This window comes from Paractinoplanes polyasparticus (assembly GCF_019710575.1).
GTDB classification, from domain to species: Bacteria; Actinomycetota; Actinomycetes; order Mycobacteriales; family Micromonosporaceae; genus Actinoplanes; species Actinoplanes polyasparticus.
In genome coordinates this window covers 944,477-970,231 of record NZ_JAHWFK010000001.1, presented here as the reverse complement: position 1 = coordinate 970,231, position 25,755 = coordinate 944,477, and the positions used below count along the sequence as shown (strand labels likewise).

At 71.3% G+C, this 25,755-nt stretch carries 26 protein-coding genes; 16 read left to right on the top strand and 10 right to left on the bottom strand.

What is annotated here, in order from left to right; translation table 11 throughout:
* Positions 1-126: 126 nt before the first annotated feature.
* A complete protein-coding gene (locus KXC43_RS05150) occupies positions 127-1,314 on the top strand; it encodes a lanthionine synthetase LanC family protein (protein ID WP_221374686.1) in 1,188 nt (395 codons plus the stop codon).
* On the opposite strand, the gene KXC43_RS05145 is transcribed toward KXC43_RS05150, so the two are convergent.
* On the bottom strand, positions 1,304-2,188 hold the full coding sequence (locus KXC43_RS05145; RefSeq protein ID WP_221374685.1) for a prenyltransferase/squalene oxidase repeat-containing protein: 885 nt from the start codon (positions 2,186-2,188) through the stop codon (positions 1,304-1,306). The two genes, KXC43_RS05150 and KXC43_RS05145, sit on opposite strands and share 11 nt — an antisense overlap.
* A 27-nt stretch (positions 2,189-2,215) precedes the next feature.
* Positions 2,216-3,085: a substrate-binding domain-containing protein gene (locus tag KXC43_RS05140; protein WP_221374684.1), complete on the bottom strand. Its 870-nt coding sequence runs from the start codon at positions 3,083-3,085 to the stop codon at positions 2,216-2,218.
* Positions 3,086-3,653: 568 nt separating this feature from the next.
* Here KXC43_RS05140 and KXC43_RS05135 point away from each other — a divergent pair.
* Entirely contained in the window at positions 3,654-4,133 is a 480-nt protein-coding gene (locus KXC43_RS05135) for a DUF6082 family protein (protein ID WP_255643552.1), read from the top strand.
* A 78-nt stretch (positions 4,134-4,211) separates the two neighbouring features.
* Entirely contained in the window at positions 4,212-4,787 is a 576-nt protein-coding gene (locus tag KXC43_RS05130) for a hypothetical protein (protein ID WP_221374682.1), read from the top strand.
* Between the two features lie 124 nt (positions 4,788-4,911).
* On the opposite strand, the gene KXC43_RS05125 is transcribed toward KXC43_RS05130, so the two are convergent.
* Positions 4,912-5,676, bottom strand: coding sequence for a GNAT family N-acetyltransferase (locus KXC43_RS05125; protein ID WP_221374681.1), 765 nt, complete (start codon positions 5,674-5,676; stop codon positions 4,912-4,914).
* Positions 5,677-5,778: 102 nt separating this feature from the next.
* Between KXC43_RS05125 and KXC43_RS05120 the strand changes: the two genes are divergently transcribed.
* Positions 5,779-6,102 carry a nuclear transport factor 2 family protein gene (locus tag KXC43_RS05120; protein ID WP_221374680.1) on the top strand — a complete coding sequence of 108 codons (324 nt, stop codon included), beginning with the start codon at positions 5,779-5,781 and terminating at the stop codon, positions 6,100-6,102.
* The gene (locus KXC43_RS05115) at positions 6,099-6,839 is read left to right on the top strand and encodes a GNAT family N-acetyltransferase (protein ID WP_221374679.1); all 741 of its coding nucleotides are present in this window, start codon (positions 6,099-6,101) and stop codon (positions 6,837-6,839) included. The genes KXC43_RS05120 and KXC43_RS05115 overlap by 4 nt, the downstream gene beginning before the upstream one ends.
* Positions 6,840-7,033: 194 nt before the next feature.
* On the opposite strand, the gene KXC43_RS05110 is transcribed toward KXC43_RS05115, so the two are convergent.
* Both KXC43_RS05110 and KXC43_RS05105 read right to left on the bottom strand, forming a co-directional pair.
* On the bottom strand, positions 7,034-8,032 hold the full coding sequence (locus tag KXC43_RS05110) for a nitronate monooxygenase (RefSeq protein WP_221374678.1): 999 nt from the start codon (positions 8,030-8,032) through the stop codon (positions 7,034-7,036).
* A gap of 9 nt (positions 8,033-8,041) precedes the next feature.
* Positions 8,042-8,638 carry a TetR family transcriptional regulator gene (locus KXC43_RS05105; protein ID WP_308128963.1) on the bottom strand — a complete coding sequence of 199 codons (597 nt, stop codon included), beginning with the start codon at positions 8,636-8,638 and terminating at the stop codon, positions 8,042-8,044.
* A 72-nt stretch (positions 8,639-8,710) separates the two neighbouring features.
* On the opposite strand from KXC43_RS05105, the gene KXC43_RS05100 reads away from it, so the two are divergent.
* On the top strand, positions 8,711-10,078 hold the full coding sequence (locus KXC43_RS05100) for a TrpB-like pyridoxal phosphate-dependent enzyme (protein ID WP_221374676.1): 1,368 nt from the start codon (positions 8,711-8,713) through the stop codon (positions 10,076-10,078).
* 26 nt (positions 10,079-10,104) lie between these two features.
* On the top strand, positions 10,105-10,857 hold the full coding sequence (locus KXC43_RS05095; RefSeq protein ID WP_221374675.1) for a hypothetical protein: 753 nt from the start codon (positions 10,105-10,107) through the stop codon (positions 10,855-10,857).
* Positions 10,858-10,906: 49 nt separating this feature from the next.
* Here the strand turns inward: KXC43_RS05095 and KXC43_RS05090 are convergent, their stop codons facing one another.
* The 3 genes from KXC43_RS05090 to KXC43_RS05080 form a co-directional block, all read right to left on the bottom strand.
* Complete coding sequence (locus tag KXC43_RS05090) at positions 10,907-11,380, bottom strand: hypothetical protein (protein ID WP_221374674.1); 474 nt, start codon at positions 11,378-11,380, stop codon at positions 10,907-10,909.
* Positions 11,381-11,534: 154 nt separating this feature from the next.
* Positions 11,535-12,554, bottom strand: a complete 1,020-nt coding sequence (locus KXC43_RS05085) for a LacI family DNA-binding transcriptional regulator (RefSeq protein ID WP_221374673.1) — start codon at positions 12,552-12,554, stop codon at positions 11,535-11,537.
* 47 nt (positions 12,555-12,601) lie between these two features.
* Positions 12,602-13,114 (bottom strand): class-II aminoacyl-tRNA synthetase family protein, encoded by a 513-nt coding sequence (locus tag KXC43_RS05080; RefSeq protein ID WP_221374672.1) that lies wholly within the window; start codon positions 13,112-13,114, stop codon positions 12,602-12,604.
* 532 nt (positions 13,115-13,646) lie between these two features.
* On the opposite strand from KXC43_RS05080, the gene KXC43_RS05075 reads away from it, so the two are divergent.
* The 7 genes from KXC43_RS05075 to KXC43_RS05045 are packed head-to-tail and all read left to right on the top strand — an operon-like array spanning position 13,647 to position 22,801.
* Positions 13,647-15,887: a beta-galactosidase gene (locus KXC43_RS05075; RefSeq protein ID WP_221374671.1), complete on the top strand. Its 2,241-nt coding sequence runs from the start codon at positions 13,647-13,649 to the stop codon at positions 15,885-15,887.
* Between the two features lie 2 nt (positions 15,888-15,889).
* A complete protein-coding gene (locus tag KXC43_RS05070; protein ID WP_221374670.1) occupies positions 15,890-16,822 on the top strand; it encodes a carbohydrate ABC transporter permease in 933 nt (310 codons plus the stop codon).
* A 35-nt stretch (positions 16,823-16,857) separates the two neighbouring features.
* Positions 16,858-17,727: a carbohydrate ABC transporter permease gene (locus KXC43_RS05065; RefSeq protein ID WP_308128962.1), complete on the top strand. Its 870-nt coding sequence runs from the start codon at positions 16,858-16,860 to the stop codon at positions 17,725-17,727.
* 40 nt (positions 17,728-17,767) lie between these two features.
* On the top strand, positions 17,768-19,099 hold the full coding sequence (locus KXC43_RS05060) for an ABC transporter substrate-binding protein (protein ID WP_221374669.1): 1,332 nt from the start codon (positions 17,768-17,770) through the stop codon (positions 19,097-19,099).
* A gap of 6 nt (positions 19,100-19,105) precedes the next feature.
* Positions 19,106-21,181, top strand: coding sequence for an alpha-galactosidase (locus tag KXC43_RS05055; protein ID WP_221374668.1), 2,076 nt, complete (start codon positions 19,106-19,108; stop codon positions 21,179-21,181).
* A gap of 47 nt (positions 21,182-21,228) precedes the next feature.
* Positions 21,229-22,344 carry a flavin-containing monooxygenase gene (locus tag KXC43_RS05050; protein ID WP_308128961.1) on the top strand — a complete coding sequence of 372 codons (1,116 nt, stop codon included), beginning with the start codon at positions 21,229-21,231 and terminating at the stop codon, positions 22,342-22,344.
* Between the two features lie 46 nt (positions 22,345-22,390).
* The gene (locus KXC43_RS05045) at positions 22,391-22,801 is read left to right on the top strand and encodes an MmcQ/YjbR family DNA-binding protein (RefSeq protein WP_221374667.1); all 411 of its coding nucleotides are present in this window, start codon (positions 22,391-22,393) and stop codon (positions 22,799-22,801) included.
* On the opposite strand, the gene KXC43_RS05040 is transcribed toward KXC43_RS05045, so the two are convergent.
* On the bottom strand, positions 22,798-23,241 hold the full coding sequence (locus KXC43_RS05040) for a VOC family protein (protein ID WP_221374666.1): 444 nt from the start codon (positions 23,239-23,241) through the stop codon (positions 22,798-22,800). The two genes, KXC43_RS05045 and KXC43_RS05040, sit on opposite strands and share 4 nt — an antisense overlap.
* A 175-nt stretch (positions 23,242-23,416) precedes the next feature.
* Here KXC43_RS05040 and KXC43_RS05035 point away from each other — a divergent pair, with 175 nt between their 5' ends.
* Positions 23,417-24,574: an outer membrane protein assembly factor BamB family protein gene (locus KXC43_RS05035; protein ID WP_221374665.1), complete on the top strand. Its 1,158-nt coding sequence runs from the start codon at positions 23,417-23,419 to the stop codon at positions 24,572-24,574.
* A 5-nt stretch (positions 24,575-24,579) separates the two neighbouring features.
* On the opposite strand, the gene KXC43_RS05030 is transcribed toward KXC43_RS05035, so the two are convergent.
* Positions 24,580-25,101 (bottom strand): DUF4262 domain-containing protein, encoded by a 522-nt coding sequence (locus KXC43_RS05030; RefSeq protein WP_221374664.1) that lies wholly within the window; start codon positions 25,099-25,101, stop codon positions 24,580-24,582.
* Between the two features lie 115 nt (positions 25,102-25,216).
* Here KXC43_RS05030 and KXC43_RS05025 point away from each other — a divergent pair, with 115 nt between their 5' ends.
* On the top strand, positions 25,217-25,750 hold the full coding sequence (locus KXC43_RS05025; RefSeq protein ID WP_221374663.1) for a helix-turn-helix domain-containing protein: 534 nt from the start codon (positions 25,217-25,219) through the stop codon (positions 25,748-25,750).
* The last annotated feature ends 5 nt before the right edge of the window (positions 25,751-25,755 follow it).

Below are 25,755 nucleotides of genomic sequence, written 5' to 3'. Positions count from 1 at the left end.
CTGGCTCGGGCGGTCTGATGCGGCCTGGCTCGGGCGGTCTGATGCGGCCTGGCTCGGGCGGTCTGATGCGGCCTGGCTCGGGCGGTCTGATGCGGCCTGGCCCCGGCGGTCTGATGGAGTGGGCCCATGTCGGACCGGGATGCAACCGAGGCACTGGCCCGCGGAGCCCTGGACTGGCTGACCGGTTCCGCCGGGAACGACCTCGACCGGACGTTGTACAGCGGCACGGCCGGTGTCGTGCTCGCCCTGCTGGAGGGCCGGCGCCACTTCCGGGACGACCGCTACGGCGACGCCGCTCTTCGCGGCGCGGCCGCCCTGGCGGCCACGGTCGAGGACGACGAGGGCTGCTCGCTCTACTTCGGGCTGACCGGGACGGCCGTCGTCCTGCGGTCGGTGCACCGGTTGCTCGGCGACGAGCAGGCGGACCGGGCGGCGGACCGGGCCCTGAGCCTCGTGCGCTCCCGTTTCGACGGCCGCGGCTGGGGCGACATGCACGAGTTGCTGTTCGGCAACGCCGGCATCGCGCTCGGCGCCCTGCACGCCGGCGACGTCGACCTGGCCGTCCTGGCCGTGGAGCCCTACCTGCGCACGGCCGACGCCACGCCCGGCGGGGTCAACTGGGCGGTCCGCCCCACGCCGCCGCGCTCGCACCACATCGCCCACGGGACGCTGGGCATCGTGTGCGCGCTGGCCGCCGTGGCCGCCGCCGTCGGCCGTGACGACCTGCTCGAGCTGGCTCTGGCCGGAGCGGCTGACGTGGTCGCCCGCGACGAGGCCGGACCGGCGGGCTTCCTCGTCCCGCACTCCGATCCGCCGCACCGGCCCGAGCTGATCGAGCGCTACAGCTACGGCTGGTGCAACGGCCCGGCCGGCGACGCCCAGGTCTTCCGCCTGCTCGGCGCCCTCACCGGCGACAGCGCCTGGGCCGTTCGAGCCGACCGGTGCTGGCACACCGTCACCCACAGCGGTCTGCCGCGCCGGGTGCGCCCCGGCTTCTGGGACAACAACGGCCGCTGCTGCGGAACGGCGGGCGTCCTGGCGCTCGCCTGTGACCGGCACGTCGAGCAGGGCGAGCCGCTCGACTTCGCCGACGTGCTGGTGGAAGACCTGCGCACCCGGGCCACGACCGACGCCGGCGGGGTGCGCTGGTCGAACCATGAACACCGGGCGACGCCCAGCGCGCTTGAACCCGAGCCCGGGTGGGCCATGGGCAACGCCGGGATCGTGCGCGAGCTGCTGCGGTACGCCCGCATCACCGACGGCGCCGATCCGGCCTACGCGGTGCCGTGGCCCGACCACCCGCCTACGCGCTGACCGGGGCCGAGCCGTCCCACCACTTCAGGACCGTCAGCGCGCGGACGGTGTTCCACCTGCTGTCGCCGGGCGGCTCGATGGCGAACCACTGCCTGCCCGCGTAGGGGGAGTAGGTGGACCAGCGGCCGTTCCTCTTCCGGGCGCCGCGCAGGATGCCGATCGCGTCGCCGAGGCGGTCGTCCCGCACCTGAGCGAGCCGGAAGTGCTCCAGGCCGCGCAGCACGTCGAAGTGCCATTCCGGGAAGGCGGGAAAACGTACGCTGGCCGGGATCGCCACGTCGCCGGTGCGGTGCGACTGATACAGCTTGTGGCGCAGGAAGAACGACCGCCCGCGCTTCGCCGCCTCGCTGGTGTCCACCGGGCCGTCGTACGCGGAAAGGGCCTCCAACGCCAGGATCGTGGTGTGGAAGGAGCCGTGCAGATCGGCCCTGTCTCTGCTCTTGCAGTTCCAGCCGCCGTCGGTCTGCTGGCGTTCGAGCAGGTGAGTGACCAGGTCGTCGAGCCCCGCGGCGGAGAAGCGGAAATGGCTCGTGATCCGCACCAGGATCGACGCGATGCAGGTTTCCGGGCTCCGCCATCGCGAGCGCCATTCCCACAGCTGTTCGCAGCCCTTCAGCGCCGCCGGGTGCCCCGGTTCCAGGCCCAGCCAGATCAAACGCAGCAGCGTGTACGTCGTGGAGGTCCACTTCGGGGAGTAGACGCCCTCACCCCACCCGCCGTCGTCGTTCTGCGCGGCCAGGAGTCTCGCGCCCCAGCCCTCGGCCGCCACCCGGTGCCGTTCCCGCTCGACCTCGCCCGGAGACGCGCCGGTCAGATCCCGCAGCACCCGCCACCGAACGGCCGGATCGCCCTCGAGCAGCCATTGCTCGACCATCCTGACACTCTAAGCAGCAGCCCCGGCTCAGGCCACCGCGCTGACCGTGCCCCGCGTCATCAGCACCGGCTCGAGGCGCACCGACTCGGCGTCCCGGCTGCTGGCGCCGAGTTGGTCGAGCAGCAGGCGCAGCGCCTCGCGGCCCACATCGGCGAACTCCTGCCGCACCGTGGTCAGCGCGGGATTGATGTAGCCGGCCTCGGGCACGTCGTCGAAGCCGACCACGCTGACGTCCTCGGGGATGCGGCGGCCGCGCTCGGCCATCGCGCGCATGACGCCCAGGGCGATGTCGTCGCTGGCCGCGAAGACGGCCGTGCACGACGGGTTGTCGGCGAGCAGGCGGCCGCAGCGGTAGCCGGAGGCAGCCGACCACTCGGCGCGAACCGTCGGGGGCGCCTGCACTCCGGCCTCGGCCAGCGCGGCCCGCCAGCCGGCCTCGCGGGCTCGGCTGCCGTGCCACTGCTCGGGGCCGGCCACGTGCCATACCGTGCGGTGGCCGTTGGCCAGCAGGTGCCGGGTGGCGAGCAGCCCGCCGGCGTGCTGGTCGACCGAGACGTTGGCGGTGGGGCAGCGGGGCGGTCCGTCCACGGTCACCACCGGCATGCCGGCGGGGACGGCGTCGAGCACGGCGGCCGCCGCGTCGACCGGCGCCACGACGATCAGGCCGGCCACGCCCTGACCGGTCAGGCGGACGACGAGGCGGCGGGTGGCGGCCACCGAGTCGTAGCCGCAGACGTGCCCGACGGTGACCGGCAGGCCGGCGTCGAGCCCGGCGTCGCCGATGGCCCGGACCATGCTGGCCGGGCCGTACAGGGTCGTGTTCTGGGCGACCACGCCGATGACGGGGGAACGGGTGTCGCTGCCGCGGGAAGGGAGCGGCGCAGGACGCGTCCTCATACAACTGGTCCTTTGCTCCGGAGGCCCCACGAAACCTCGGCCTGGGAGGGGATGAACGCAAACATGGCTGTTCCTGTCGCGTCCGGTCAACCCCTCGTTACGTCCTTGTTACGTCGTCCACAAAAGGACAAAGAGGAAGACCATCGGAGCGACCGCCCACAGGGGCCGTGGCGGTGGCCATAGCGACCTGATTGTCCGGATCGACGAGGAAACCGGCATTGTTCGCGTTCGCCGTTTTCGGCGGTGACGGTGACAGATGGTATGTGGAGAGCTGCACAAGGCATCGAATCGGGCATGGACTACTGGTCCTACGCACGAAGGCCTATGCATCGTGACCTGCGCATGCACACCGCGGCGGCCCTGACAATACTCCGACCGAGCGACCGGATCACGTGTCTGTCCAGTACGGAATACATCGCAACTGCTCACGTGCCGACAGTGCCAGACTTCGTTGTCGAAGCCCTCGGGCACGAAAGAGCTATGGGAAACCGCGCCCCCTGATCGTCAGCGCGCACCAGCCGGCGGCCCCCTGACCGCAGCCGGAGCCGCGCACAAGGAACAGAGAGTGATGATGACCGATCTACCCACCGTCGTGTCGATTGCCGCGCTCCTCGCCGTCGTTATTGCCCTTGTCGTGCAGCAGCAACAGGCCCGCACCGCGCAGATGGTCGACGTCCGCGAGCGCCACTTCGAGCTGATCAAGCTGATGCTCGACCATCCCGAGCTGGACTACAACGCCACCGACCGCCCGCCCTCCGACGAGCGGAAGACCGCGATCGGGATGAGCCTGTGGATGGCCCACTGGAACACCCTGTGGCACATCGGCAAGCTCGACGAGAAGGCGCTGCGCTTCAACCTGGAGGATCTGTTCGCCAACCCCGAGGCGCGCAGCTGGTGGCGCCGGGTGTCGAGCGCCTGGTCGTCGAAGGGCACGCGCAAGGAACGCCACTTCCTCACGATCGTCGGCGAGGAGTGCGAGGCCGCGCGGGCCAAGCCGTCCGTGCAGCGGCGCGAGCCGGTCAACAGCGGTTCCGGCGTACGGGACTAAGTCTCAACCCGGCGGTGCCGGTGCCGAAGTAGGAGGTCCCCCTATCGGCACCCACCCCCGCCGAGGTGCAGTTTGAGCGTGTTCCGTTATGCCCTGAGGACGGCCGGCTTCGCCGCGCTCTACCTGGCGGCCACGGTCGCCGGGCTGGCCACGGCCGCGTCCGGTTCCGGCGTACGCCTGTTCTGGCCGGCCGCCGCCGTCGGCGCGCTCTGGCTGGTTGCGCAGGGCCGCTACGGCCGGCGCAACCTCGACGTCATCGCGCTCAGCGTGGCCGCCGTGCTCGCCCCGGGCAACGACGGCGGCCTGCTGCACTCGTTCGTGCAGGCCGTGCCCCAGGTCGTGCCGGCGTTGCTGTTCGCGTGGCTGTTCGACCGCCGGCTGCCCGGCTACTGGCTCGGCCACGGCGACCGGTTCCGCCGCGCCGGGGCCTCGCTGGCTCGGCTGGCCGGGGTCGCTGCGCTCTCCGCCCTGTCGGCGGCGGTGCTGCTCAAGGTAGTCAACACCGACCTGGGTCTCGGCGAGGCCGGTTACGTCTTCGTCCGCGACTCCGCGGCGCTGCTCCTGGTCGTGCTGGCAGCCCGGGGGGTTCGCCGCCTGGCCACCCGCCGCGGCGCCGAACCCACCGACCGCCCCCGCTTGACGCTGGTCAAGTAACCCGTCCCGCGAGCCGCTAACAGCTGCTCCGCGCCGCTCGTCGCCGCGCAGGTGGGCGGCCGCCCGGCTCGCCGGGAGTTCTCCGCAGAGCGCTGCCCGCCCGACCGGGCGGCCGATGAGTGGGTCATGCGCCCGCGGCGAACACCGTCCAGTTCTCGGCCGGCTCGAAACCCATCGCGCGGTAGAGCGGGAGCCCGTCCGGCGTGGCGTGCAGGAAGGCGGTGCGGGCACCGGCCGCGTAGGCGTCCCGGAGGACCGCGGCGGTCGCGACCCGGCCGTAGCCCTTGCGCCGGAAGGCGGGCGGCACGGCGACATTGAAGACACCCACCTGGTCGCCCATCAGCAAGCCGAACGACGTGGCCACCGGCACCCCGTCGACCTCGACCAGGTAGCCGCTCGCACCCGGCAGCTCGACGACGGCGGGTTCGGCGAAGATCGTGAACAGCGGTTCCGGCGCCTCGAACCCGGCCGCCATTGTGCGCTGGTACGACATGCTGTCGGAACTCGTGATGCGGCGCGCGGTGGGAACGTCGGCCGCGTCCGCCGCGGTCAGCTCGCGCACCATGAACGGCAGCGGCATGCTGCCGGTGAGGCCGTGCTTGTCGGCGACGCCGACGATCCGCTCGTCGACGTCGTCGCCGCGCACGTGGATCGTCCACGCCACGTCGTTGAGCCGGGGCGAGGCGGCGAGCTCGGCGATCTCGTCGGGCGACGGGTCGCGGGTGATCGCGGCGACGCCGTTCAGCGAGGGGAACGGCGCGCCCGTGACGATCTCGGCGGTGCCGCCGGGCGTCTGGCTGAACCACCCGTCGCGCTGCGAGCCGGCGAGAAGCTTCAGGGCGCCGAGCCAGGCGCGGGCCGCGATGTCAGCGGTGTCAACCAGAGTCACCATCCCAACGTAGGAGTTCGCACCCTCGCCGCGGGCCCGGTATGGGCAGGCTCACGTGCGGCGCGGGACACGCGGTCCAGCGGTGCGTGGCAATCTGGCAGCGTGACAGCAGAGCTCGACGCACCCACGAAGCGGCTGCTCGACGCGGCCAACGCCCACGACACCGACGCGTTCCTGGCCGGGTTCACGGCCGACGGCGTCGTCGACGACTGGGGCCGCGAGTTCCGCGGCGCCGAGGCCATCCGCGGGTGGAGCGATCGCGAGTTCATCGGCAAGCAGGTCACCCTCGCGGTCGAGCAGGTGAGCCGGGCCGGCGACGAGACGGTTGTCACGGCCGCGGTCGGTGGCAACGGCTTCAACGGCCCGAGCCACTTCACGTTCCGCGCCGCCGGCGACCGCGTCTCGCGGATGACCATCCGGGCATGATCCACCGGGACCGGGCCGACGGGCTCGTCCAAACTGTGCTGGCCGCCAACCGGTCGTACCTACTGGGCTGGAACGACGGCCCAGCGACGGGTGACGTCTACCGCAGCGGCCTGCCGCACGCTCCGCTCAACGGCGTGGTGCGCCTGGCCGGCCGGGCCCCGGCCGAGGCGTACGCGCAGGCCGGTGACCTTCTCGACGGCGTCCCGCGCGTGTGGTGGGTCGGCGCGGACAGCGACCCCGGCACCGCCGAGGCCCTCGAAGCCCTGGGCGCCCGGCCGGTAAGCCGCCTGCCCGTCATGGTGGCCGAGGTCGCCGCCGCCTCGGTGGTGCCCGAACCGTCCGGCGTCTCCATCGAGGACGCCCGCGACATCGGCGAGTTCGTCACCGCGTACGCGCAGGTCTCCGGAATCCCGCCCGAGGCGGCGCCGAGGGCGGCTGAGCGCGAGAAGACCTTCGGCCACGCCGTGCTGCGCCTGGCGGCCCGCCTCGACGACGGCCGGATCGCCGGCACCGCCGAGGCGTGGTTCACCGACGGCCTCGTGACGCTGTACTTCGTGGGCACCCGTCCCGACCACCGTCGCCGTGGCATCGGCGCCGCCCTGACCCAGGCCGTCCTGCGCCGGGCGGCCGTGCGGGGCATCCCGATGGCCGCGCTGACCTCCACCCCGATCGCCGTCCCGGTCTACGAGCGCCTGGGCTTCCACGAGATCAGCCGGTATCAGCTGTACGCCTTCTGAAGGGGGCGGCGGCGCCCCGAGCCCCCCGCGCCACGAACTCCGCGATCTGTCGGCCGTCACCTTCGTCGACATCGGCGGCGCCCGGGGCCTGGCGCGGACGACCCAGCGGGTCCGGACGCCGGTCGCCGGCTCTGGATGCGCGATCCGTCGCCCGAGGTGCGCCGGACGATCGACGTGCTCGGCTGGGCCGGCCGCTACGACTGGGAACCGGGCATGAGCCTGGCCACCAGCGCCGCGGTGGTGCCGCTGCGCGCGGAGCGGAAGCCGGCGCCGGCCCACAGGTTGATGCCGTCGGCGTCGGCGGCCTGAGCCGCAGCGGCCCGGATCGGCGCTGTCAGGTGGTGCACGGCCGGGTAGCCGATCGGCGCCACCGCGGTGTAGGTGTCGGTGAACCGGTTGCGCAGCGCCCGCGCCGGGTGCCCGGTGAAGGCCCGCGTCACCACCGTCGCGGTGGCCCGCCCGGCCAGCATGAACTCGCGCTGCGCGGGACGGGTGCCGGCCTCGTCGGCCAGCAGGAACGCCGTGCCGCACTGCACCGCCACCGCCCCGGCCGCGAGCAGCCGCTCGACGTCGGCGGCCGTGGCCACGCCGCCGGCCGCGACGACCGGCACCTCCGCCTTGACGGCCGCGAGGACCTCCAGGGTGGTGGTGTCGCCGGTGAAGCCGGCCGGGCTGGTGGTGGCCGAGTGGCCGCCGGCCGGGCCACCCTGCGCGATCAGCGCGTCCGGCCCGACGGCGAGGGCCCGCGCGGCCTCGCCGGCTGACGTCACGGTGATCAGCACGCGTGAGCCGGCCCGTTGCAACGCGGTCACCACGGCCCGCTCCGGCACCCCGAAGGTGAAGCTGACGAGCGGAACGCCGTACGCGATGGCCAGCTCGACCTTCTCGGGGAAATGATCGTCGTCGTCGAGTCGCAGCGCGGGCAGCTCGACCCCGTAGCGCTCGGCCTCGGGGCGCAGCAGCTCGCGGTAGCGCTCCACGGCCCGCCCGTCGGCCGGCGGTCCCGGCACGAAGATGTTCAGCCCGTACGCCCCGCCGACCGCCCGGAGCTCGGCCTCGACCGCCGGGGGAGACTTGTAGCCGGCGGCCAGGAAGCCGGTCGCGCCCGCCGCGGTGGCCGCCGTGACCAGGGCCGGTGTGGAGGGACCGCCCGCCATCGGCGCGACGACGAGGGGCCGGATCAGGTCGTGCATGAGCCGACCCTACGTGGCGGGTTTCTTCGACAGCACCGCCCCGACGAGGTCGGCGAGCGGGCCGACCAGCTGTTCCTTGGTCGCCGAGGCGAGCGGCTCGAGCTTCGTCTTCGAGCGCAGCATCGCGATGCCGAGCGAGGCCGCGATGGTGATCTGGGCGCGCAGCAGCAGGTCGTCGTCGCCCTCGGTCCAGCCGGCCAGGACGGCGAGGTTCCGGGCGTACGTGCGCAGGATGCCGACCCGGATCTCGTCGGCCCGGGCATCGCCCGAGGAGCGCAGCAGCAGCACCAGCTGGCGCGGGAAGCCGTCGGAATCGATGCCGGCCGCCTGCTCGGCGATCCGTTCCGGCACCTCGGCCAGGGTCGCCGTGCCGGCCGCGCGCCGCATGTCGTCGACGGCGCTGGTCAGGCAGGCCTCGAACAGGCCCTCCTTGGACTGGAAGTAGCGGCTGATCAGCGCCACGTTCACCCCGGCGTCGTCGGCGATGTCGCGGACGGTCGTGGCCGCGTACCCGTCGTTGGCGAACCGCTGCCGGGCGGCCTCGAGCAGCAGCTGGCGCGTGCGTGCGGCGTCGCGGCGGCGGGTGGTCGGTGAAGGGCTGGTCACCCGAACAGCGTACCGGTCCTCGAACGGATGTAAACGGCTGTTGACGAGGGCCGCAGGGTGCATGATCGGGGAATGAGCGACGACGCCACGAAGATCCTGCTGTCCGAATCGGAGATGCCGACCAGCTGGTACAACATCGTGCCGGACCTGCCGAGCCCGCCCCCGCCCGTGCTGCACCCCGGCACCCTGCAACCGGTCGGGCCGGACGACCTGGCGCCGCTGTTCCCGATGGCCCTCATCGAGCAGGAGGTCACGACCGAGCGCTACGTGACCATCCCGCCCGAGGTGCTCGAGGTCTATCGACTGTGGCGGCCGTCGCCGCTGTACCGCGCGCACCGGCTCGAGAAGGCGCTCGGCACGCCCGCGAAGATCTATTACAAGTACGAGGGTGTCTCGCCGGCCGGATCGCACAAGCCCAACACCGCGGTGCCCCAGGCCTACTACAACGCCTCGGCCGGCATCCGGCGGCTCACCACCGAGACCGGCGCTGGTCAGTGGGGCACGGCCCTGGCCTTCGCGGCCGCCCAGTTCGGCCTCGAGTGCGAGATCTGGCAGGTCCGGGCCTCGTACGACCAGAAGCCGTACCGCAAACTGATGATCGAGACGTTCGGCGGCATCGTCCACCCGTCCCCGTCCGAGCTGACCGAGGCCGGGCGCAAGATGCTGGCCGACGACCCCGACTCACCTGGCTCGCTGGGTATCGCGATCAGCGAGGCCGTCGAGGTCGCCGCCCAGCACCCGGATACAAACTACGCCCTCGGCAGCGTGCTCAACCACGTGCTCCTGCACCAGACGGTCATCGGCGAGGAGGCCCTGCTCCAGCTGGCCAAGGTCGGCGCCGTACCCGATGTGATCGTCGGCTGCACGGGCGGCGGCTCCAACTTCGCCGGGCTCGCGTTCCCGTTCCTGCGCGAGAAACTGGCGGGCCGGATGGCGCCGGTGATCCGCGCGGTCGAGCCGGCGTCCTGCCCGTCGCTGACCAAGGGCGTCTACGCGTACGACTTCGGCGACACCGCCGGGATGACGCCCCTGATGAAGATGCACACGCTCGGTCACGACTTCATCCCCGACCCGATCCACGCGGGCGGGCTGCGCTACCACGGCATGGCCCCGCTGATCTCGCACGTCTACGAGCTCGGGCTGATGGAGGCCGTGGCCAAGACGCAGCGCGAGTGCTTCGAGGCCGGGGTGGCGTTCGCCCGCTCCGAGGGCATCATCCCGGCCCCGGAGCCGACCCACGCGCTCGCGGCCTGCATCGAGGAGGCGTTGCGGTGCAAGGAGACCGGGGAGTCCAAGGTGATTCTCACGGCGCTCTGCGGCCATGGTCATCTCGACCTTCCGGCGTACGGAAAATTCCTGTCGGGCGAGATGGCCGACCACGCGCTGTCCGGCGAGGCGGTCGCGGCCGCCCAGTCGAGGCTGCCCGCCGTGCCGGCCTGAGCGGTGGCGGCGGATAGAGTCGGTCGGTGTCCCGAGGTCCCCGCCGGCTGAGCGCGCACCGCATGGCCCTGGCGCTGGCCCTGGTAGCGGCGGCTCCACCCCTCGTCATCCACAACGGCTGGCCCGGGCTGGCGGCCGCCGTCGCCGCCGTGGTGTACGCCGCCTACCTGCTGCTCGGCAAGCGGTGGTCCCTGCAGCGGCACCAGGTCACCCGGCCCGGTCCGGCGCTGTCCGCCTGCGCCCGCGCGCTCGCCAAGCTGCTGGCCGCGGACGGGTTCGCACGGGACAGGCACGTCTTCCGGCGCTACAACGACGCCGGCGACGCCCTGCTGGTCGGTTTGCATCCGCTGCCCTCGGCTGACGGCGCTACGCGGTTCGCGGTCCACGTGGGGTTCCTGCTCGCCCCGTACTGGGAGTGGGAGAAGCACTCGCTCGGGTATCCGCCCGAGAAGCGTCCGGACATGTCGCACGTCAACTGGGTTCAGCAGGTGACCTCGGAGGACGCCCCTTCCCGGTACGAAGAGTGGGTGGTCACCGACGAGGCCGAGGCCCCCGCCGTCGCCGAGCGGATCCACCGGCGGCTGCCCGACCTGCTGCTCTGGCTCGACCGCGACCTGCTGTGGCGCGCTGCGACGGGCGGCTCGACCGAGCTCGGCACCATCTCCGAGCAGCTCAAGATATGGCTGCTGGTCGAGCGCGGCCAGTCCGAGGAGCTACGCCAACTGCTCGACGAGGACGACGGCGACGTCTGGGACTTCGCCAAGCGCCGGAGAGAGTGACGGGTTCCGCGCGCCCGGCATCGGGCGTCAGGCCTTCAGCGCGCCTTAATCAGAACTCCGGGTCGCGGAAGCCGCGACTCAGCACGAAGATGCCGCCGCCGATCGCCAGCGGCATCCCGATCAGGAACGCGATATGACCCGGGGACCCCGCCGCGTCGTCCGATTCGTCCGGGTCGCCGTTCGCCGCGGCGATCTCGTCCACCAGCGACTCGACCCGCCCCTCGTCGTCGGCCGTCAGCCCGGCAACATCGCCGCCGAGCTCCTTGGCGAGCGCGTACACCCGCTGCTTCTCCTGCTCGGTGAACGGCGACCGGGGACCCGGGTCCGCGTCTTCCCGCCAGCTGACGCACGCCAAGGACAGACCGGTGCTGGAGTCGATGTTGATTCCGTCGCGGTCGCAGCCGTCGCCCGACTCGGCGATGTTGACGTTGTAGGCGCTGTCCGCCTCGATGCTCAGAGCGATCCCGGTGCCGGCCAGCAGCACGCCGATGCCGAATACGACGACGCGGGCTGGTATCGGCATCTGTCCATTTTGAATCATACGAAAGAGCCGGCGCCAGTCGGATGGCCGAGCGATCGTACTTCGCGTCCCGCAGTCATCACCCCTACCGGCTCCACCGTCGGCTCGCTCGCCGAAACGGCCACCACGCACCTCGGCTACCACCAGCTGTCAGGTGTCAGGCGGAGTGGCGCCAGACGACGGGGGAGTCGAGCACGACACTCAGGTCGACCGGCTCGACGCCGGCGATCTGCCGCAGCACCAGTTCGGCGGCGCTGCGGCCGACCTCGCGGGCCGGCTGGTGCACGGTGGACAGCGGCGGCTGGGTGCGCAGCGCCCACGAGCTGTCGTCGAACCCGACCAGCCCGACGTCCTCGGGCACCCGCCGCCCGGCTTCGCGCAGCGCCTCGAGCGCCCCGGCCGCCACCGCGTCGGACGCCGCGAACACCCCGTCGATCGCCGGCTCCCGGTCGAGCAGCGCCCGCATACCCTTCACGCCGTACGTGTAGTCGTAGAGCGGCACGTCCGCCACCAGCCCCGGGTCGAACCGCTCAGCCAGCGCCTGCTTGAACCCGGTGAGCCGGTCGGCACCCGAGTCCCGGTCGAGCGCCGCCGCGATCATGCCGATCCGGGTCCGTCCCGTCGCCATCAGCCGCCTCGTGATGGCCAGCGCCGATCCGGCGTTGTCGATCCCCACGTACGGCATGTCCCGCGCCAGGTCGGGCGGGTGCCCCACAAAGGTGACCGGCAGCCCGATCTCCCCGATCAGCCGGATGATCGGGTCGTGCGACCGGGCCGACACGATGATCGCCCCGTCGACGAACCCGCCGCTCAGATACCGCCCGACCCGCTGCATGTCCCGGTCGGAGTCGATGACCAGGCTCACCATCTGATGGTCGGCCAGCGACAACGCCGAGTTGGCCCCCAGCATGATCGCCCCGATGTTCGGATCCTCCAGCAACAGCGAATGCGGCTCCAGCGCGAGGAATCCCACAGCTTGCGACCGCTGCCGGGCCAGCATGCTGGCCGCCCGGTTGGGCACATAGCCCACCTCGGCGATGGCGGCCTCAATGGCCGTACGCGCGTCGGCCGACACATACCCGCCGTTGAGCACCCGATTGACCGTTCCCCGCGAAACGCCGGCCGCCGCAGCCACGTCATGCACAGTGGCGCGGCGCGCTTTCCTGGGCCCGGTCACGGCCAACACTGTACGGCCATCGCCCCTGCTGACGCCGCCGGCCGGGCTCAGTGTCGCTCCCGGCCCCGCATGATCAGCTTCCGCATCGATCCCATTCCGTAGTGGTCGACATCGCTTGACAACCCGGCGACCTCAAGCAGCACGGCCTCGACGTCGATGCCCAGCCGGCGGGCCCGCTCACACGTCCCCCACAGCGTGATCAGCTCGTCGCGCGTGTCGGCGCCCTGGTCGACGGCTGACAGGAGCAGCAGCCGCCGACGGAACTCCTCGGCTGTCGTCCAGTCGTGCGGGAGGTCCACGCTGCCCGTGAACAGCGCGTGCTGCCGGAAGACCTCGCGGACCTCCTGCCGCACCGACTCGGGCCCGGCGTCGTAGGCGTCGAGCAGTGCCCGGAGAGCATCCGTGGCCTCCGCCCGGACGCCGGCCCGATCGACAAGAGGCGGTTCGGCCCGCATCTTGTCCCAGATGCCCGGGTCCGACAGATCCAGCTCGGGATCCGGAACCTCACGCAGCACAATCTCGATGACCGCGACCTCCTCGCGGATCCCGGCGACGTCCACAGCCGACAAGCTAACAGCACCCACCCGTCCCCGAGGCCTGCTCGCTGCGAGCATGCGCCGGTGCGCGGGCCTGGTTGCTGCGGGCCTGGTTGCTGCGTGCGTGCGCCGGTGCGCGGGCTTGGTTGCTGCGTGCATGCGGCGGTGCGCGGGCTTGGTTGCTGCGTGCATGCGGCGGTGCGCGGGCCTGCTTGCTGCGTGCATGCGGCGGTGCGCGGGCCTGGTTGCTGCGTGCGTGCGCTGGCGCGCGGGGCCCTCACCGCGAGTAACCAGCTGTTCCCGAGCCCGTGAATGAGGAGCGCACCAATGCGGAGGTCCCTAAGTCCGCGGCCGCGGGCAAGCGCAGGAGTGCTGGAGCGGCGCAGGCTGATCGATCGATCGGCTCAAGCTCGTTCGGTTCCGGCGCATGAGTCGCGAAATCTCGCTATTGACCCCCGGAGCAGCTCAGCCCTAATGTGTGCCCGTTCACACAATCGTCATCGGCGGTTGCTCGCGGCGAAATGTGTGCACGTGCACACACGAAGGGATCACGAGGATGCTGCGGCTGGGCTGCGACTACAACTACGAACAGTGGTCGCCTGAGGTCTGGCGTGAGGACATGGCCCTCATGCAGGAGGCCGGCGTCGATCTCGTGGCGATCAACGTGTTCGGGTGGTCGCAGATCGAGCCGCGGGCAGGGGAGTACGACTTCGCCGCGCTCGACGAGATCCTCGAGCTTCTGCACGCGGCCGGCATCAAGCTCAACCTCGGCACCGGCACCGCCTCCGCGCCGCCGTGGCTGACCCGGCGGCACCCCGAGGTACTGCCCGTCGCCGTCGACGGCACCACCCGCTTCCCGGGTGGCCGACAGGCCTGGTGCCCCAGCTCGCCCGTGTTCCGCGAGCACGCCTTGCGTCTCGTCGAGCAGGTCGCCCAGCGCTACGGGCAGCACCCGGCACTCGACCTCTGGCACGTCTCCAACGAGCTCGGCTGCCACAACGCCCTCTGCTACTGCGAGGCCAGCGCCGACGCCTTCCGGGTGTGGCTCGAGAAGCGGTACGGAACGGTAGAGGCGCTCAACAAGGCCTGGGGCACCGCGTTCTGGAGCCAGCGCTACGCGAGCTTCGACGAGGTGCAGCCGCCCCGTGCGGCGCTGTCGGTGCGCAACCCGGCCCAGCTGGTCGACTTCCAGCGCTTCTCCTCGGACGAGCTGCTCGCTCACTACCGGGCCGAGGCGTCCGTGATCCGCCGGCATTCGGACAAGAAAATCACCACGAACTTCATGGTGACCGCGCACATCCGCAACCAGAACTACTGGTCGTGGGCCGCGGACATGGACGTGATCGCCAACGACCACTACCTCGACCACCGGCTGGCCGACCCGGTGGCCGAGCTGTCCTTCGCCGCCGACCTCACCCGCGGCCTGGCCGGCGGCCGCCCGTGGATCCTCATGGAGACCTCGACCGGCGCCGTCAACTGGCAGCCCTACAACCTGGCCAAGGAGCCGGGCCAGCTGGTGCGCAACGCGCTCACCCACGTGGCCCGGGGCGCCGACGCGATCTGCTTCTTCCAGTGGCGGGCCTCGGCCCAGGGCGCCGAGAAATTCCACTCGGCGATCGTTCCGCACACCGGCGTGGACACCGCGGTCTGGCGCGAAGTGCTCGAGTTGTCGGCAACGCTCAAGAAACTGAGCGAAGTCGGCGGTACGACCGTCGAGGCGGACACTGCGCTCATCTTCAGCTGGGAATCGTGGTGGGCGACCGACACCGAGGCCCGCCCCTCGCAGGACCTGCGCTACCTCGATCAGGTGCACGCCGCCTACGCCGCGCTGCGCCAACTCGGCATGACCACCGACATCGTCGCGCCGGGCACAGACCTCAGCCGCTACCGCGCGGTCGTCGTCCCCTGCCTCCATATGGTTTCCGACCAGGAGGCGGCCACGGTCGCCGACTACGTGGAGAGCGGCGGCCGCGCGGTCATCACGTTCTACAGCGGCATCGTCGACCCGGACGACCGGGTACGCCTGGGCGGCTATCCCGGCGCTTTCCGCGAGCTGCTCGGCGTGGTCAGCGAAGAGTTCGCCCCGCTGCTGCCCGGCACCTCGGTCCCCCTGGCCGACGGCGGCCGGGCGACCCTCTGGACCGAGCGCCTGCGCGTGACCACGGCCAAGACGGAGCTCGCGTACGCGGACGGCCACCCCGCCGTGACCCGCAACGCGTTCGGCGCCGGCGAGGCCTGGTACGTGTCCACCGCCCTCGACACCCCCGACCTGAGCGACGTGCTCGAACGCGCAATCGGCGCCCGCGGCGCCCAGCCGCGCACCGCAGTCGCTGAGCCCAACGCCCGGGCCGCTCACACGGATGCCCGGGTCGCTCACACGGATGCCCGGGTCGCTCACGCGGATGCCCGGGTCGCTCACGCGGATGCCCGGGTTGCTCACGCGGGTGGCGGGGTTGCTCACGCGGGTGGCGGGGTTGCTCACGCGGACGTCGGGGTTCCTCACGCGGACGTCGGGGTTCCTCACGCGGGTGGCGGGGTTCCTCACGCAGACGTCGGGGTCGCTCACGCGGACGCCGGGATCGCCTACGCGGACGCCGGGTTTGCTCATGCGGACGCCCGGGTCGCTCACGCGGACGTCGAGGTCGTGCGGCGGGGGTCGTTCGTCTTCGTGGTCAACCACGGAAGCAAGGACATCGAACACCCGATCACCGGTCGCGAGCTGGTGACCGGCCAGTCCGTCACCGGTTCGGTGACCGTGCCCGGGGGAGCGGTCCGTGTCGTACGGGAGGAGGCATGACCATGACACAGACAGTGAGCACCGTCGACGTGCCCGAGGGCACCGGGACACCTCACACACCAGGCCGAGCCGTCCGGTACGGGCGGGCTGTGCCCTTCTTCGTCGTCCCGTTCGGGCTGCTCTTCATCCTGTTCTATCTGGTGCCCATCGGGTACGCGATCGTGCAGTCCCTCTACACGGTCGAGCGCACCGGCACCTTCGGGCCGGCACGCGAGGTCTTCGGGGGCCTCGTGCAGTATCAGCGGGTCTTCGAGGACGGCCCGTTCTGGACGTCGATCGGGCGCGTCCTGCTCTTCGGTGTCGTGCAGGTGCCGGTCATGCTGGGCCTGGCCCTGCTGTTGGCCCTGCTGCTCGACTCGGGACTGGTCAAGGGGCGCCGCTTCTTCCGGCTGGCCTTTTTCGTGCCGTACGCCGTCCCGGGTGTCATCGCCGCGATCATGTGGGGCTTTCTGTATTCGCCCAACCTGTCCCCGCTCAAGTCGATCACCAGCGCGGTCGACCTGCTGTCCGCCGACTTCGTGCTGTGGGCCATGGCCAACGTCGTGACCTGGGTCTACGTCGGCTACAACATGCTGATCATCTATTCCTCGCTGCTGGCCATCCCGGCCGAGGTGTACGAGGCGGCGCGGCTCGACGGCGCCGGCCCGGTTCGCATCGCCTGGTCGATCAAGATTCCGCTGGTCATGCCGGCCATCGTGCTGACCACCGTCTTCTCGATCATCGGCACGCTCCAGTTGCTGGCCGAGCCGCAGGTCTTCCGCAGCTTCAGTTCGGCGGTCTCCAGCACCTACACGCCCAACCTGACCGTCTATTCGACGTCGTCGATCCCGAACTTCAACCTGGCCGCCGCGTTCTCGGTCGTGCTGGCCCTGGCGACGTTCGTCCTCTCGTTCGCCGTCCTCAAGTTCACCCAGCGCAAGGGGGCCGTCCAGTGAGCGTCGCCCAAGTTCACCCAGCGCAAGGGGGCCCAGTGAGCGTCGCCGCGCCGGCCGGCACCAAGATCCGGGAGAGTCTGCTCTCCCGGACGGCCGCCACTCTCGTCATGGCCGTCTGCACCGTCTATTTCCTGACGCCCATCTGGTGGCTGTTCGTCGGGGCCAGCAAGAGCTCCGAGCAGTTCACCAGCACCAACCCGCTCTGGTTCGCCGACTTCGACCTGTTCGCCAACATCGGGGACCTGTTCGCCTACCGCGACGGCGTGTTCCTGCGCTGGATGCTCAACAGCGTCCTCTACACCGGCGGCGCCGCCCTGATCGGCACCGTGCTGGCCGCCATGTGCGGCTATGCGCTGGCCAAGTACCGGTTCCGGGGCCGCGAGGTGATTTTCAACGTGGTGCTCAGCGGCGTGCTCGTGCCGGCCACCGCGCTCGCGCTGCCGCTGTTCCTGCTGTTCAGCAAGGTGGACGCGACCAACACGTTCTGGTCGGTGTTCCTGCCCAGCCTGGTCAACCCGTTCGGCGTCTACCTGGCCCGGATCTACGCCACCGCGAGCGTTCCCGACGAGTTGCTCGAGGCGGCCCGGATCGACGGCTCGGGCGAGGTGCGCACGTTCTTCAAGGTGGCCACCCGGCTGATGTTCCCTGCTTTGGTCACGATCTTCCTGTTCCACTTCGTCGCCGTCTGGAACAACTTCCTGCTGCCGCTGATCATGCTCGGCGACGAGCGGCTGTTCCCGGTGACGCTCGGCCTCTACTCGTGGAACACCCAGGTCAACCAGATCCCCGAGCTGCGCGGCCTGGTGATCATCGGCGCCCTGCTCTCGATCACGCCGCTGGTGGTCGCGTTCCTCTTCCTCCAGCGGTTCTGGCGCAACGGCCTCGGCGCCGGCGCTGTCAAGTAGCACCCCTCCCAGGAAGTCTCACCCCACTAAGGAAATCGCCATGCGCACTGCATTCCGCGCGGCCAGCGCCTTGCTGGTCTCCGCGCTCGCCCTGACAGCCTGCGGGTCCGGCGGCGACGACGAGCCCGGCGGCACCGCGTCCGCCGCCTCGTGCGCCCCGTCGTCGGGCCCCGTCACCATCACCTACACCACCTGGATCCCCGGGATCGAGAACGTGGTGAAGGTCTGGAACGACAAGAACCCGAACATCCAGGTCAAGGTGCAGACCGGCCCGAACGGCAACGGCGGCACGTACCAGAACTTCTTCAACCAGCTCAAGGCGGGCAACACCCCCGACCTGGGCCACATCGAGTACGACGCCCTGCCCAGCTTCCGCGTGCAGGACGGCCTGTTCGACGTAGCGTCCTGCGACATCGTGGCCAAGGCCAAGGACCAGTTCATCCCGTGGACCTGGAACCAGGTCAGTTTCGGCGACGACAAGTCGGCCTGGGGCATCCCGCAGGACTCGGGCCCGATGGCGCTGTTCTACCGGGCGGATCTGTTCGAGAAGAACAACATCGCCATCCCCAAGACCTGGGACGAGTACGCGGCGGCGGCCGAGAAGGTGAAGGCGGCCGGCGGCTACATCACCAACTTCTCGCAGAGCGACATCAACCAGTTCGCGGGCTTCACCTGGCAGGCCGGTGGCCGTTGGTTCGCCAACGACGGCCAGCAGTGGACGGTCAACCTGACCGACGACAAGACGAAGAAGGTCGCCGACTACTGGCAGAACCTGATCAGCAAGAAGCTCGTCTCGACCGTCCCGCCGTGGACCACCGAGTGGGACAACGCGTACAACTCGAGCTCGGCCTGGACCTGGGTGTCGGCGGTGTGGGGCGCCAACTCGATCATGAGTGGCGCGCCCAAGACGGCCGGCAAGTGGCGGGTCGCGCCGATGCCGCAGTGGAGCGCGGGCGAGGACGTCGCGGGCAACTGGGGCGGCTCGGCGACCGCCGTCTTCAAGAGCTCCAAGCATCCGTACGAGGCCGCGCAGTTCGCCCTGTGGCTGAACACCAGTGAGGAAGCGCTCGCCCTGCTCAACAAGGAAGCGCAGCTCTACCCGGCCACCACGGCCGGAACCAAGTATTCGTACCTGGGCAACCCGGTCGAGTTCTATGGTGACCAGAAGATCTACGAGGTCTTCGCCGAGGCGGCCGGCAAGGTCACGCCCGACTTCACCTGGGGACCGACGATGACCTCGACGTACGCCAACGCGTCGGACGGCTTCAAGGCGGCGGTGTCCGGCTCGGGCACCCTCGAGGAGGCCCTCGCCGCGACCCAGAAGTCGACCATCGAGACCCTCAAGTCCCAGGCCATCCCGGTCAAGGAGTAACACAAGTTGTTGATCCACCTGCAGGCCGCGGGCATCAGCTTCGTGCTGGACGCCCGCGGCCCGCAGCCGCCCTCGGTGTTGCACTGGGGGGCCGCGCTCGGCGACCTCGGTGACGCCGATCTGGCTGCGCTCGCCTCGTCCGCGGTGGCCGCCGTGCCGCCCAGCTCGCTCGACACCCCGCCCCGGCTGTCCCTGCTGCCCACCCTCGGGGACGGCTGGAGCGGCCGGCCCGCGTTTGCCGGCCCCGGGCGGCCGCGGTGGCGCCTGGCCGAGGTGTCCCGGCCGTCGCCGGCCTCGGTGCTGGTCACGCTGGCCGCTGAGGGACTGCTGCTGGCCCTGGAGATCGAGCTGAGCGCTCAGGGCGTCCTGCGCCTGCGGCACCGGCTCGACAACACCGGGCGCACGGCCTACGACCTCGGTTCGATCGCCGTCGTCCTGCCGGTGCCGCCGCGAGCCTCGGAACTGCTCGATTTCGCCGGACTGTGGGCGTACGAGCGGAAACCGCAACGCACCACGCTGCGCAACGGGATCTGGAGCCGCGAGACCCGCCACGGCCGCCCCGGCCACGACGACCCGTTCCTGATGATGCTCGGCGTGCCCGGGTTCTCGTTCCGCGACGGCGAAGTGTGGGCCACCCACCTGGCCTGGAGCGGCGACAAGCAGGTGTGGGCGGAACGTTCGACGCTCGGGCCGACGGTGCTCGGCGCGGGGGAGTTGCTCGCGCCCGGCGAGGTACGGCTGGCGCCCGGTGAGTCGTACGCGTCGCCGTGGACGGTCGCCGTGTGGTCGTCGGACGGGATCGATGGGCTGTCCGCTCGTCTGCACGAATGGATCCGCTCGCGGCGCGCGCCCGCGAAACCGCGGCCCATGGTGCTCAACACCTGGGAAGCGGTCTACTTCGATCAGTCACTCGAGCGTCTGATGCCGCTCGTTTCGGCCGCCGCAGCGGCCGGTGTTGAGCGTTTCGTGCTCGATGACGGCTGGTTCACCGGCCGAACGGACGATCGGCGCGCACTCGGCGACTGGACGGTCGACCCGGTCCGCTGGCCGAACGGTCTGACGCCGCTGATCGATGCTGTCCGTTCGCGCGGAATGGAGTTCGGGCTGTGGCTGGAGCCCGAGATGGTGTCGCCCGACTCGGCGACCGCGCGCGAACATCCCGAGTGGATCCTGGGCGGCACGGACGCGGCCACCTGGCGGCATCAGCAGGTGCTCGACCTGTCGCTGCCGGCGGCCTGGTCGTACGTGTTCGACAGCATCGCGGCGCTCCTGACCGAGTACCCGGTCGCCTTCGTCAAGTGGGACCACAACCGCGACCTGCTCGAGGAAGGCTCGGCCCACCGCCAGACGACCGCGCTCTACCGCCTGCTGGCCGCGGTGAGGCAGCGCTTCCCCGACGTCGAGATCGAGAGTTGTGCCTCCGGCGGGGCCCGGATCGACCTCGGCATCCTCGACCACGTCGACCGTTTCTGGACGTCCGACACCAACGACGCCCTGGAACGCCAGCAGATCCAGCGCTGGACGAGCGTGCTGATGCCTCCCGAACTGCTGGGCTCCCATGTGGGCGCGCCGACGGCCCACGTCACCGGCCGCCGGGGCGACCTGAGCTTCCGCCTGGCCACCTCCCTGTTCGGCCACGCCGGCATCGAGTGGGACCTGACCACCGCGCCGCCGGCTGACCGCGCGGTGATCGCGGCGTGGGTCGCCGAGTACAAGCACCGGCGCGCGTTGCTGCACGGTGGCACGCTGGTCCGCTCCCACGGCGACGACCCGGCCGCCCTGGTGCACGGCGTTGTGGCCCCCGATCGGCGGTCGGCCCTCTACGCCCTGGTCAGCTTGCGTGCTACGGGTGAGGCCATTCCTCCGCCGGTGCGGTTTCCGGGCCTTGATCCGGTACGGCGCTACACCGTACGCCCGCTCGTGCTGGGCTCCCCGCCGCGGACGCTCCAGGACGCGCCACCCCTGTGGCTGGCCACGGGCGAAGTGACGCTGCCCGGCCGCTTGCTCACCGAAGTGGGCCTGCCGGCTCCGTTGCTGACGCCCGAGCAGGCCCAGCTCTTCACCGTCGAAGCGGAATCCTGAAAACTTTCGTGTTTCCACCGCGCGCGCCGAGCTCTAGGCTGCACCGCGTGCAGAACGTGACAGTGCTCGGGGCCGGCGCGGCTGGCCTGGCCGTGGCGGCCCAGCTCAAGACCCGCGGTGTGGACAGCGTCGTCCTCGAGCGGGGGCCGGGGGTAGCCACCAGCTGGCGCGGCCGCTACGACCGGTTGCGCCTGCACACCACCCGCCGGCTGTCGGGGCTGCCCGGCATGCCGATCCCGCGCGGGTACGGGCGGTGGGTGAAGCGGGACGACCTGGTGCGCTACCTGGAGGCGTACGCCGGGAAGTTCGCCCTGGACGTGCGGACCGGCACGACAGCCCGGCGGATCGCGCCGGTCGACGGCGGCTGGTCGCTCGAGCTGGAAGGCGGCGGCGTGCACACCACGAGGACGCTCGTCGTCGCCACCGGTTACCTCCACACGCCGGCGGTGCCGGATTGGCCGGGCCGCGATCAATGGGCGGGCACGCTGGTGCACTCGTCGCAGTACCGCAACGCGGAGCCGTTCCGCGGCAAGCACGTGCTGGTCGCCGGCGTCGGCAACAGCGGCGCCGAGATCGCCACCGACCTGGCCGAGGGCGGGGCAGCCTCGGTGGCCATCGCGATCCGCACCCCACCGCACATCGTGCGCCGCGCGGTGGCGGGCTGGCCGGCCCAGATGAACGGCGTCCTGCTGGGCCGGCTCCCGGCGCGGCTCTTCGACCCGATGGCCACCGTGATGGCCCGCCTCGAGGTGCCGGACCTGCGCCCGTACGGCATCGGCCGCCCCGCCCAGGGCCTGATGACCCGCCACCTCGCCGGCCGCTACGTGCCGCTGCAGGACGTCGGCATCGTCCGCGACGTGATGGCCCGCCGGGTCCGCCCGGTGGCCGCCGTGCAGGGCTTCACAGCTTCCTCGGTACGGCTGGCCGACGGCTCCTCCGTCGAGCCCGACGTCCTCGTCGCCGCCACCGGCTACGGTTCCGGCCTGCGCGAGCTGTTCGAGGACCCGTCCCTGTTCGACGACACGGGCGTGCCGCACGTCCACGGCGGCGCCCCCGCCCGCCCCGGACTCTGGTTCGCCGGCTACGACATCAACCTGGGCGGCATGCTCCGCCAGGCCGGGATCGAGGCCCGCCAGGTGGCCCGGCGCATCGCGGATCGGTGAGCTTCGGACGGCATTCGTTGTCGTACCCTCCCGGTACTGTCGGCCCATGTCCGCTCCCGGAGATGTGCGCCCGGACGTTCTGCATCGGCTGCGAGCGATCTGCCAGGGTCTGCCGCAGACGTACGAGGAACCCGCTTGGATCGGCGTGCGCTGGCGGATCCGTCAGCGGACGGTCGCCCACGTCTACACCGCCGACCCGGACCGTCAGCTCGACTATCCCCGGCATCTGGTCGTCGGCGACCAGCCCACCCTGATGACCTTCCGCGTGCCCGCCGACGACCTGCTCGGCCTGACCAGCAGCGGTTTCCCGTTCTTCCGCGCCGGCTGGGGGCACAACGTCGCCGGCGTCATCCTCGGCGACCACACCGACTGGACAGAGATCGCCGAGCTCCTCACCGACAGCTACTGCGAGATGGCCCCGAAGTTCCTCGCCGCCCAGGTTCCTGCGCCGCGCTAGCCGGTGATCCGGTACCGATCGCCGACCCGGCCGCGGAGCTGGTCCACCGGTGCTTCCTCCACCGGAGTGCTCAGGTTCCACCGATGGCCGAACGGGTCGACGATCCAGCCGGCGCGGGCCCCGTCGTCCTGCAGCACGACCGGGCGCTCGAGGGTGGCGCCCGCCTCCAGCGCCTTGGCCACGGTGAGGTCGGCGTCCGCCACGGTGAGCACGAACGACACCGCCGTGCCGCCGTGGGCGAGCGGGCCTCGTACGCCGATCTCCGGATGCTCATCGGCGAGGTACAACGGCTCACCGCCGAGATCCAGCTCGGCGTGCCCGATCCGCCCGTCGTCCGCTGTCCAGCGCTGCGTCTCGCTCGCACCGAACACGGACGTGTAGAACTCGATGGCCGACGCGGCGTCGGCGCAGCACAGGTACGGCACCAGTCCTTGTCCCATGCCCGGCGATTCTATCGGTCGGCGGGAGCCACTCGGCTGGTCGCGCCGCCCTCCCGCACGGCGCCACGTCCGGCCGCTCGCCGTCGCTCGACCGGGTGAGCCCCTGGCCCGGCACGCCTACGGACGCGGCATTCCTCCCTACGGTGATCTTCTTGCCCCGTCCCGAGGAGTTGCCGTGAAACGTCGTCACCTGGCGGTTGTCGTGGTCGCCGCCATCAGCGCGACCGCCGCCCCGGTCCCGGCCGCCGCCACGACTCCCGACGCCTGGGGACAGGCCGCGGCCCACGCGACCGGCGACCACTTCAACGCGGGCGAGACCCGGCTGACCCCGGCCGCCGCCGCCAAGCTGAAGCCGCGCTGGAACGTTCCGCTCGCGGCGGCGACCTGCGCTGCCCCGGCCGTGCCCCTGGTCGGCGCGAACCGGCTGGTCACCGCCGCCTCGTACCGGATCAGCGGTTATGACGCGACCACCGGCGCGCCGGTCTGGCAGACGCCCGCCACGAGCAGGAAGACGGACATCAGCCTGGCCGCGATCGTCGGGACCAGGCTGATCGCCCAGTCCCGCGACTGCCGTTCCGGCAAGACCTTCCTGGCCGCCCACGACGTGACCACCGGTAAGGAGCTCTACCGCAAGCGGATCCCCGAGACCATGTACGGCTTGCTCGTCGACAAGGGCGTCGTGGTCGGCAGCGTGTGGGACGCGACGATCAGCAAGTACGGCATCCGGGCCTACCGCGTCGCCGACGGCTCCCGGGTCTGGGCCCGGGTGGGATCGATCGGCGGCGAGACCATCGCCGCCGGCGGAAGGATCCTCGTGGTGGGCGACGGCACGACCACAGCGGTCGACGTCACGACGGGCAAGGCGCTGTGGCCGGCCGGCGCGGGCTGCTTCACCCCGATCGGCGGGTCGCCCGACGGCTCCACCTTCTACATGCGATGCGACCCGGACGGGCGCATCCGCAGCGTCAGCGCGGCCACCGGCGCCGTCCTCGAGACCTTCCCCAGCCACGGCGCGACAACCGGATTCGCCACCGACGGCAAACGGATCTACCTGCACACCCTCGACAACGAAACAATCGCGGTCGACGCGCGCGACGGCCGACGGGTCTGGACGGCGTCCTTCGCTGAGGACGCCCCCATCACGTTCGCGATCGGCGGCGGGGTGGTCTACGGCTGGCGGGACACCGGGCTTCCCCTGGCAGCTTTCGACGCACGTACGGGCAGCCCGATCAAGCTGGATGCGAAGACCTCGGCCCTGCGCGGCGCCCCGATGGTGGCCAACGGGCGGCTGTACGGCACGACCGGGTCGACGGTGACCACGTACGCGCCCTGACGTTGTCAGACGTCCTGGGTCCAGACGCCCGGCGTGTGCTCGCCGGGCGGGAGCCAGAGGTGGGGCTGGGCGAGGCTGCCGGTGTCCCAGGGAAACGCGCCGTCCCGGTCCGGCCAGACCACCTCGAGGAAGGGGATCGGCGGCTGCCGGTAGAACCAGATGCCCTGGCCGAAGAAGGCCCGGTACCAGTCCGGCTCGACCTCCCGCAGGCGCACGGGGTAGCGGTTGACGACATCGTCGTGGGCCTGGCCGTCGGCGAGGTCGTCACGCTTGCCGAGGATGTTCAGGCAGGCCTGCATGACCTCCAGATCCAGCCCGAACATGGCCAGCTCGGCCCCGCCCCGGCTGTGCCATCGGCCGATCGTGTACGCCCAGCCCGGCCCCTCGTGGTCGGCCGGGACGCCGGTGACGCTCCACCCGAACGTCTCCACGTTGGCAATCACGCCCCGGTCGGCCGCGTCGTAGTCGTCGCGATCGCCGTAGTCGTGGCAGATGACACAGCGGCAGATGCGCGAGGCCTCGAACATCCGCAGAGCCTATGTGATCACCCCGGCCCGAGGGCGTACGGCCGGCTCCGGCGAAGCCTTTGCCGTTCCGGCAAGAGTACTTGCGGTATCGGCACTGCTCGGTACCGTGGGTGGGATGTCAGAGATCGAGCTGTCCGACGTCGTCCGGCGCCGCCTGCGGCAGTTGCGGCGGGACCGCGGCTGGAGCCTGGACGCGCTGGCCGCCCGCAGTCACCTCAGCCCGTCGACGCTGAGCCGGATCGAGACCGGCCGCCGCCGCATCGACCTCGACCAGCTGGCCGCCCTGGCCGGAGCGCTCGGCACCACGAGCGACCACCTCGTCGAGCCCTCGTCCGATGCCCTGCGGCCGGCCCGGCACCAGGAGGCGGGCCTGACCACCTGGATCCTCTCGGGCGAGCCGGGGCGGCCCGGCGGCCGGCTGGTGGCCAAGATGCGGATCACCGCCGAGCGGCTCACCGGGCCGGGGCATTTGGCCGTGCATCCGGGCCGGGAGTGGTTCACCGTCGTCAGCGGTGTCGCGCTGCTGCACCTCGGGGCCCGCCGGATGGCGGTCGGTCCGGGCGAAAAGGCGGAGTTCGCGACGACGACCCCGCACTCGGTGGGGGCCCTGCGCGATCCGGTGGAGATCATCACCGTCCACGAAGCCTGATTCTT

Coding starts and splice junctions, on each gene's coding strand:
- KXC43_RS05040 (WP_221374666.1), bottom strand. CDS start 23,241: ATGGGACAAGGACTGGTGCCGTACCTGTGCTGCGCCGACGCCGCGTCG.
- KXC43_RS05070 (WP_221374670.1), top strand. CDS start 15,890: ATGACACAGACAGTGAGCACCGTCGACGTGCCCGAGGGCACCGGGACA.
- KXC43_RS05150 (WP_221374686.1), top strand. CDS start 127: ATGTCGGACCGGGATGCAACCGAGGCACTGGCCCGCGGAGCCCTGGAC.
- KXC43_RS05135 (WP_255643552.1), top strand. CDS start 3,654: ATGATGACCGATCTACCCACCGTCGTGTCGATTGCCGCGCTCCTCGCC.
- KXC43_RS05090 (WP_221374674.1), bottom strand. CDS start 11,380: ATGCCGATACCAGCCCGCGTCGTCGTATTCGGCATCGGCGTGCTGCTG.
- KXC43_RS05075 (WP_221374671.1), top strand. CDS start 13,647: ATGCTGCGGCTGGGCTGCGACTACAACTACGAACAGTGGTCGCCTGAG.
- KXC43_RS05030 (WP_221374664.1), bottom strand. CDS start 25,101: ATGTTCGAGGCCTCGCGCATCTGCCGCTGTGTCATCTGCCACGACTAC.
- KXC43_RS05060 (WP_221374669.1), top strand. CDS start 17,768: ATGCGCACTGCATTCCGCGCGGCCAGCGCCTTGCTGGTCTCCGCGCTC.
- KXC43_RS05110 (WP_221374678.1), bottom strand. CDS start 8,032: ATGCACGACCTGATCCGGCCCCTCGTCGTCGCGCCGATGGCGGGCGGT.
- KXC43_RS05100 (WP_221374676.1), top strand. CDS start 8,711: ATGAGCGACGACGCCACGAAGATCCTGCTGTCCGAATCGGAGATGCCG.
- KXC43_RS05025 (WP_221374663.1), top strand. CDS start 25,217: ATGTCAGAGATCGAGCTGTCCGACGTCGTCCGGCGCCGCCTGCGGCAG.
- KXC43_RS05115 (WP_221374679.1), top strand. CDS start 6,099: ATGATCCACCGGGACCGGGCCGACGGGCTCGTCCAAACTGTGCTGGCC.
- KXC43_RS05045 (WP_221374667.1), top strand. CDS start 22,391: ATGTCCGCTCCCGGAGATGTGCGCCCGGACGTTCTGCATCGGCTGCGA.
- KXC43_RS05145 (WP_221374685.1), bottom strand. CDS start 2,188: ATGGTCGAGCAATGGCTGCTCGAGGGCGATCCGGCCGTTCGGTGGCGG.
- KXC43_RS05140 (WP_221374684.1), bottom strand. CDS start 3,085: ATGAGGACGCGTCCTGCGCCGCTCCCTTCCCGCGGCAGCGACACCCGT.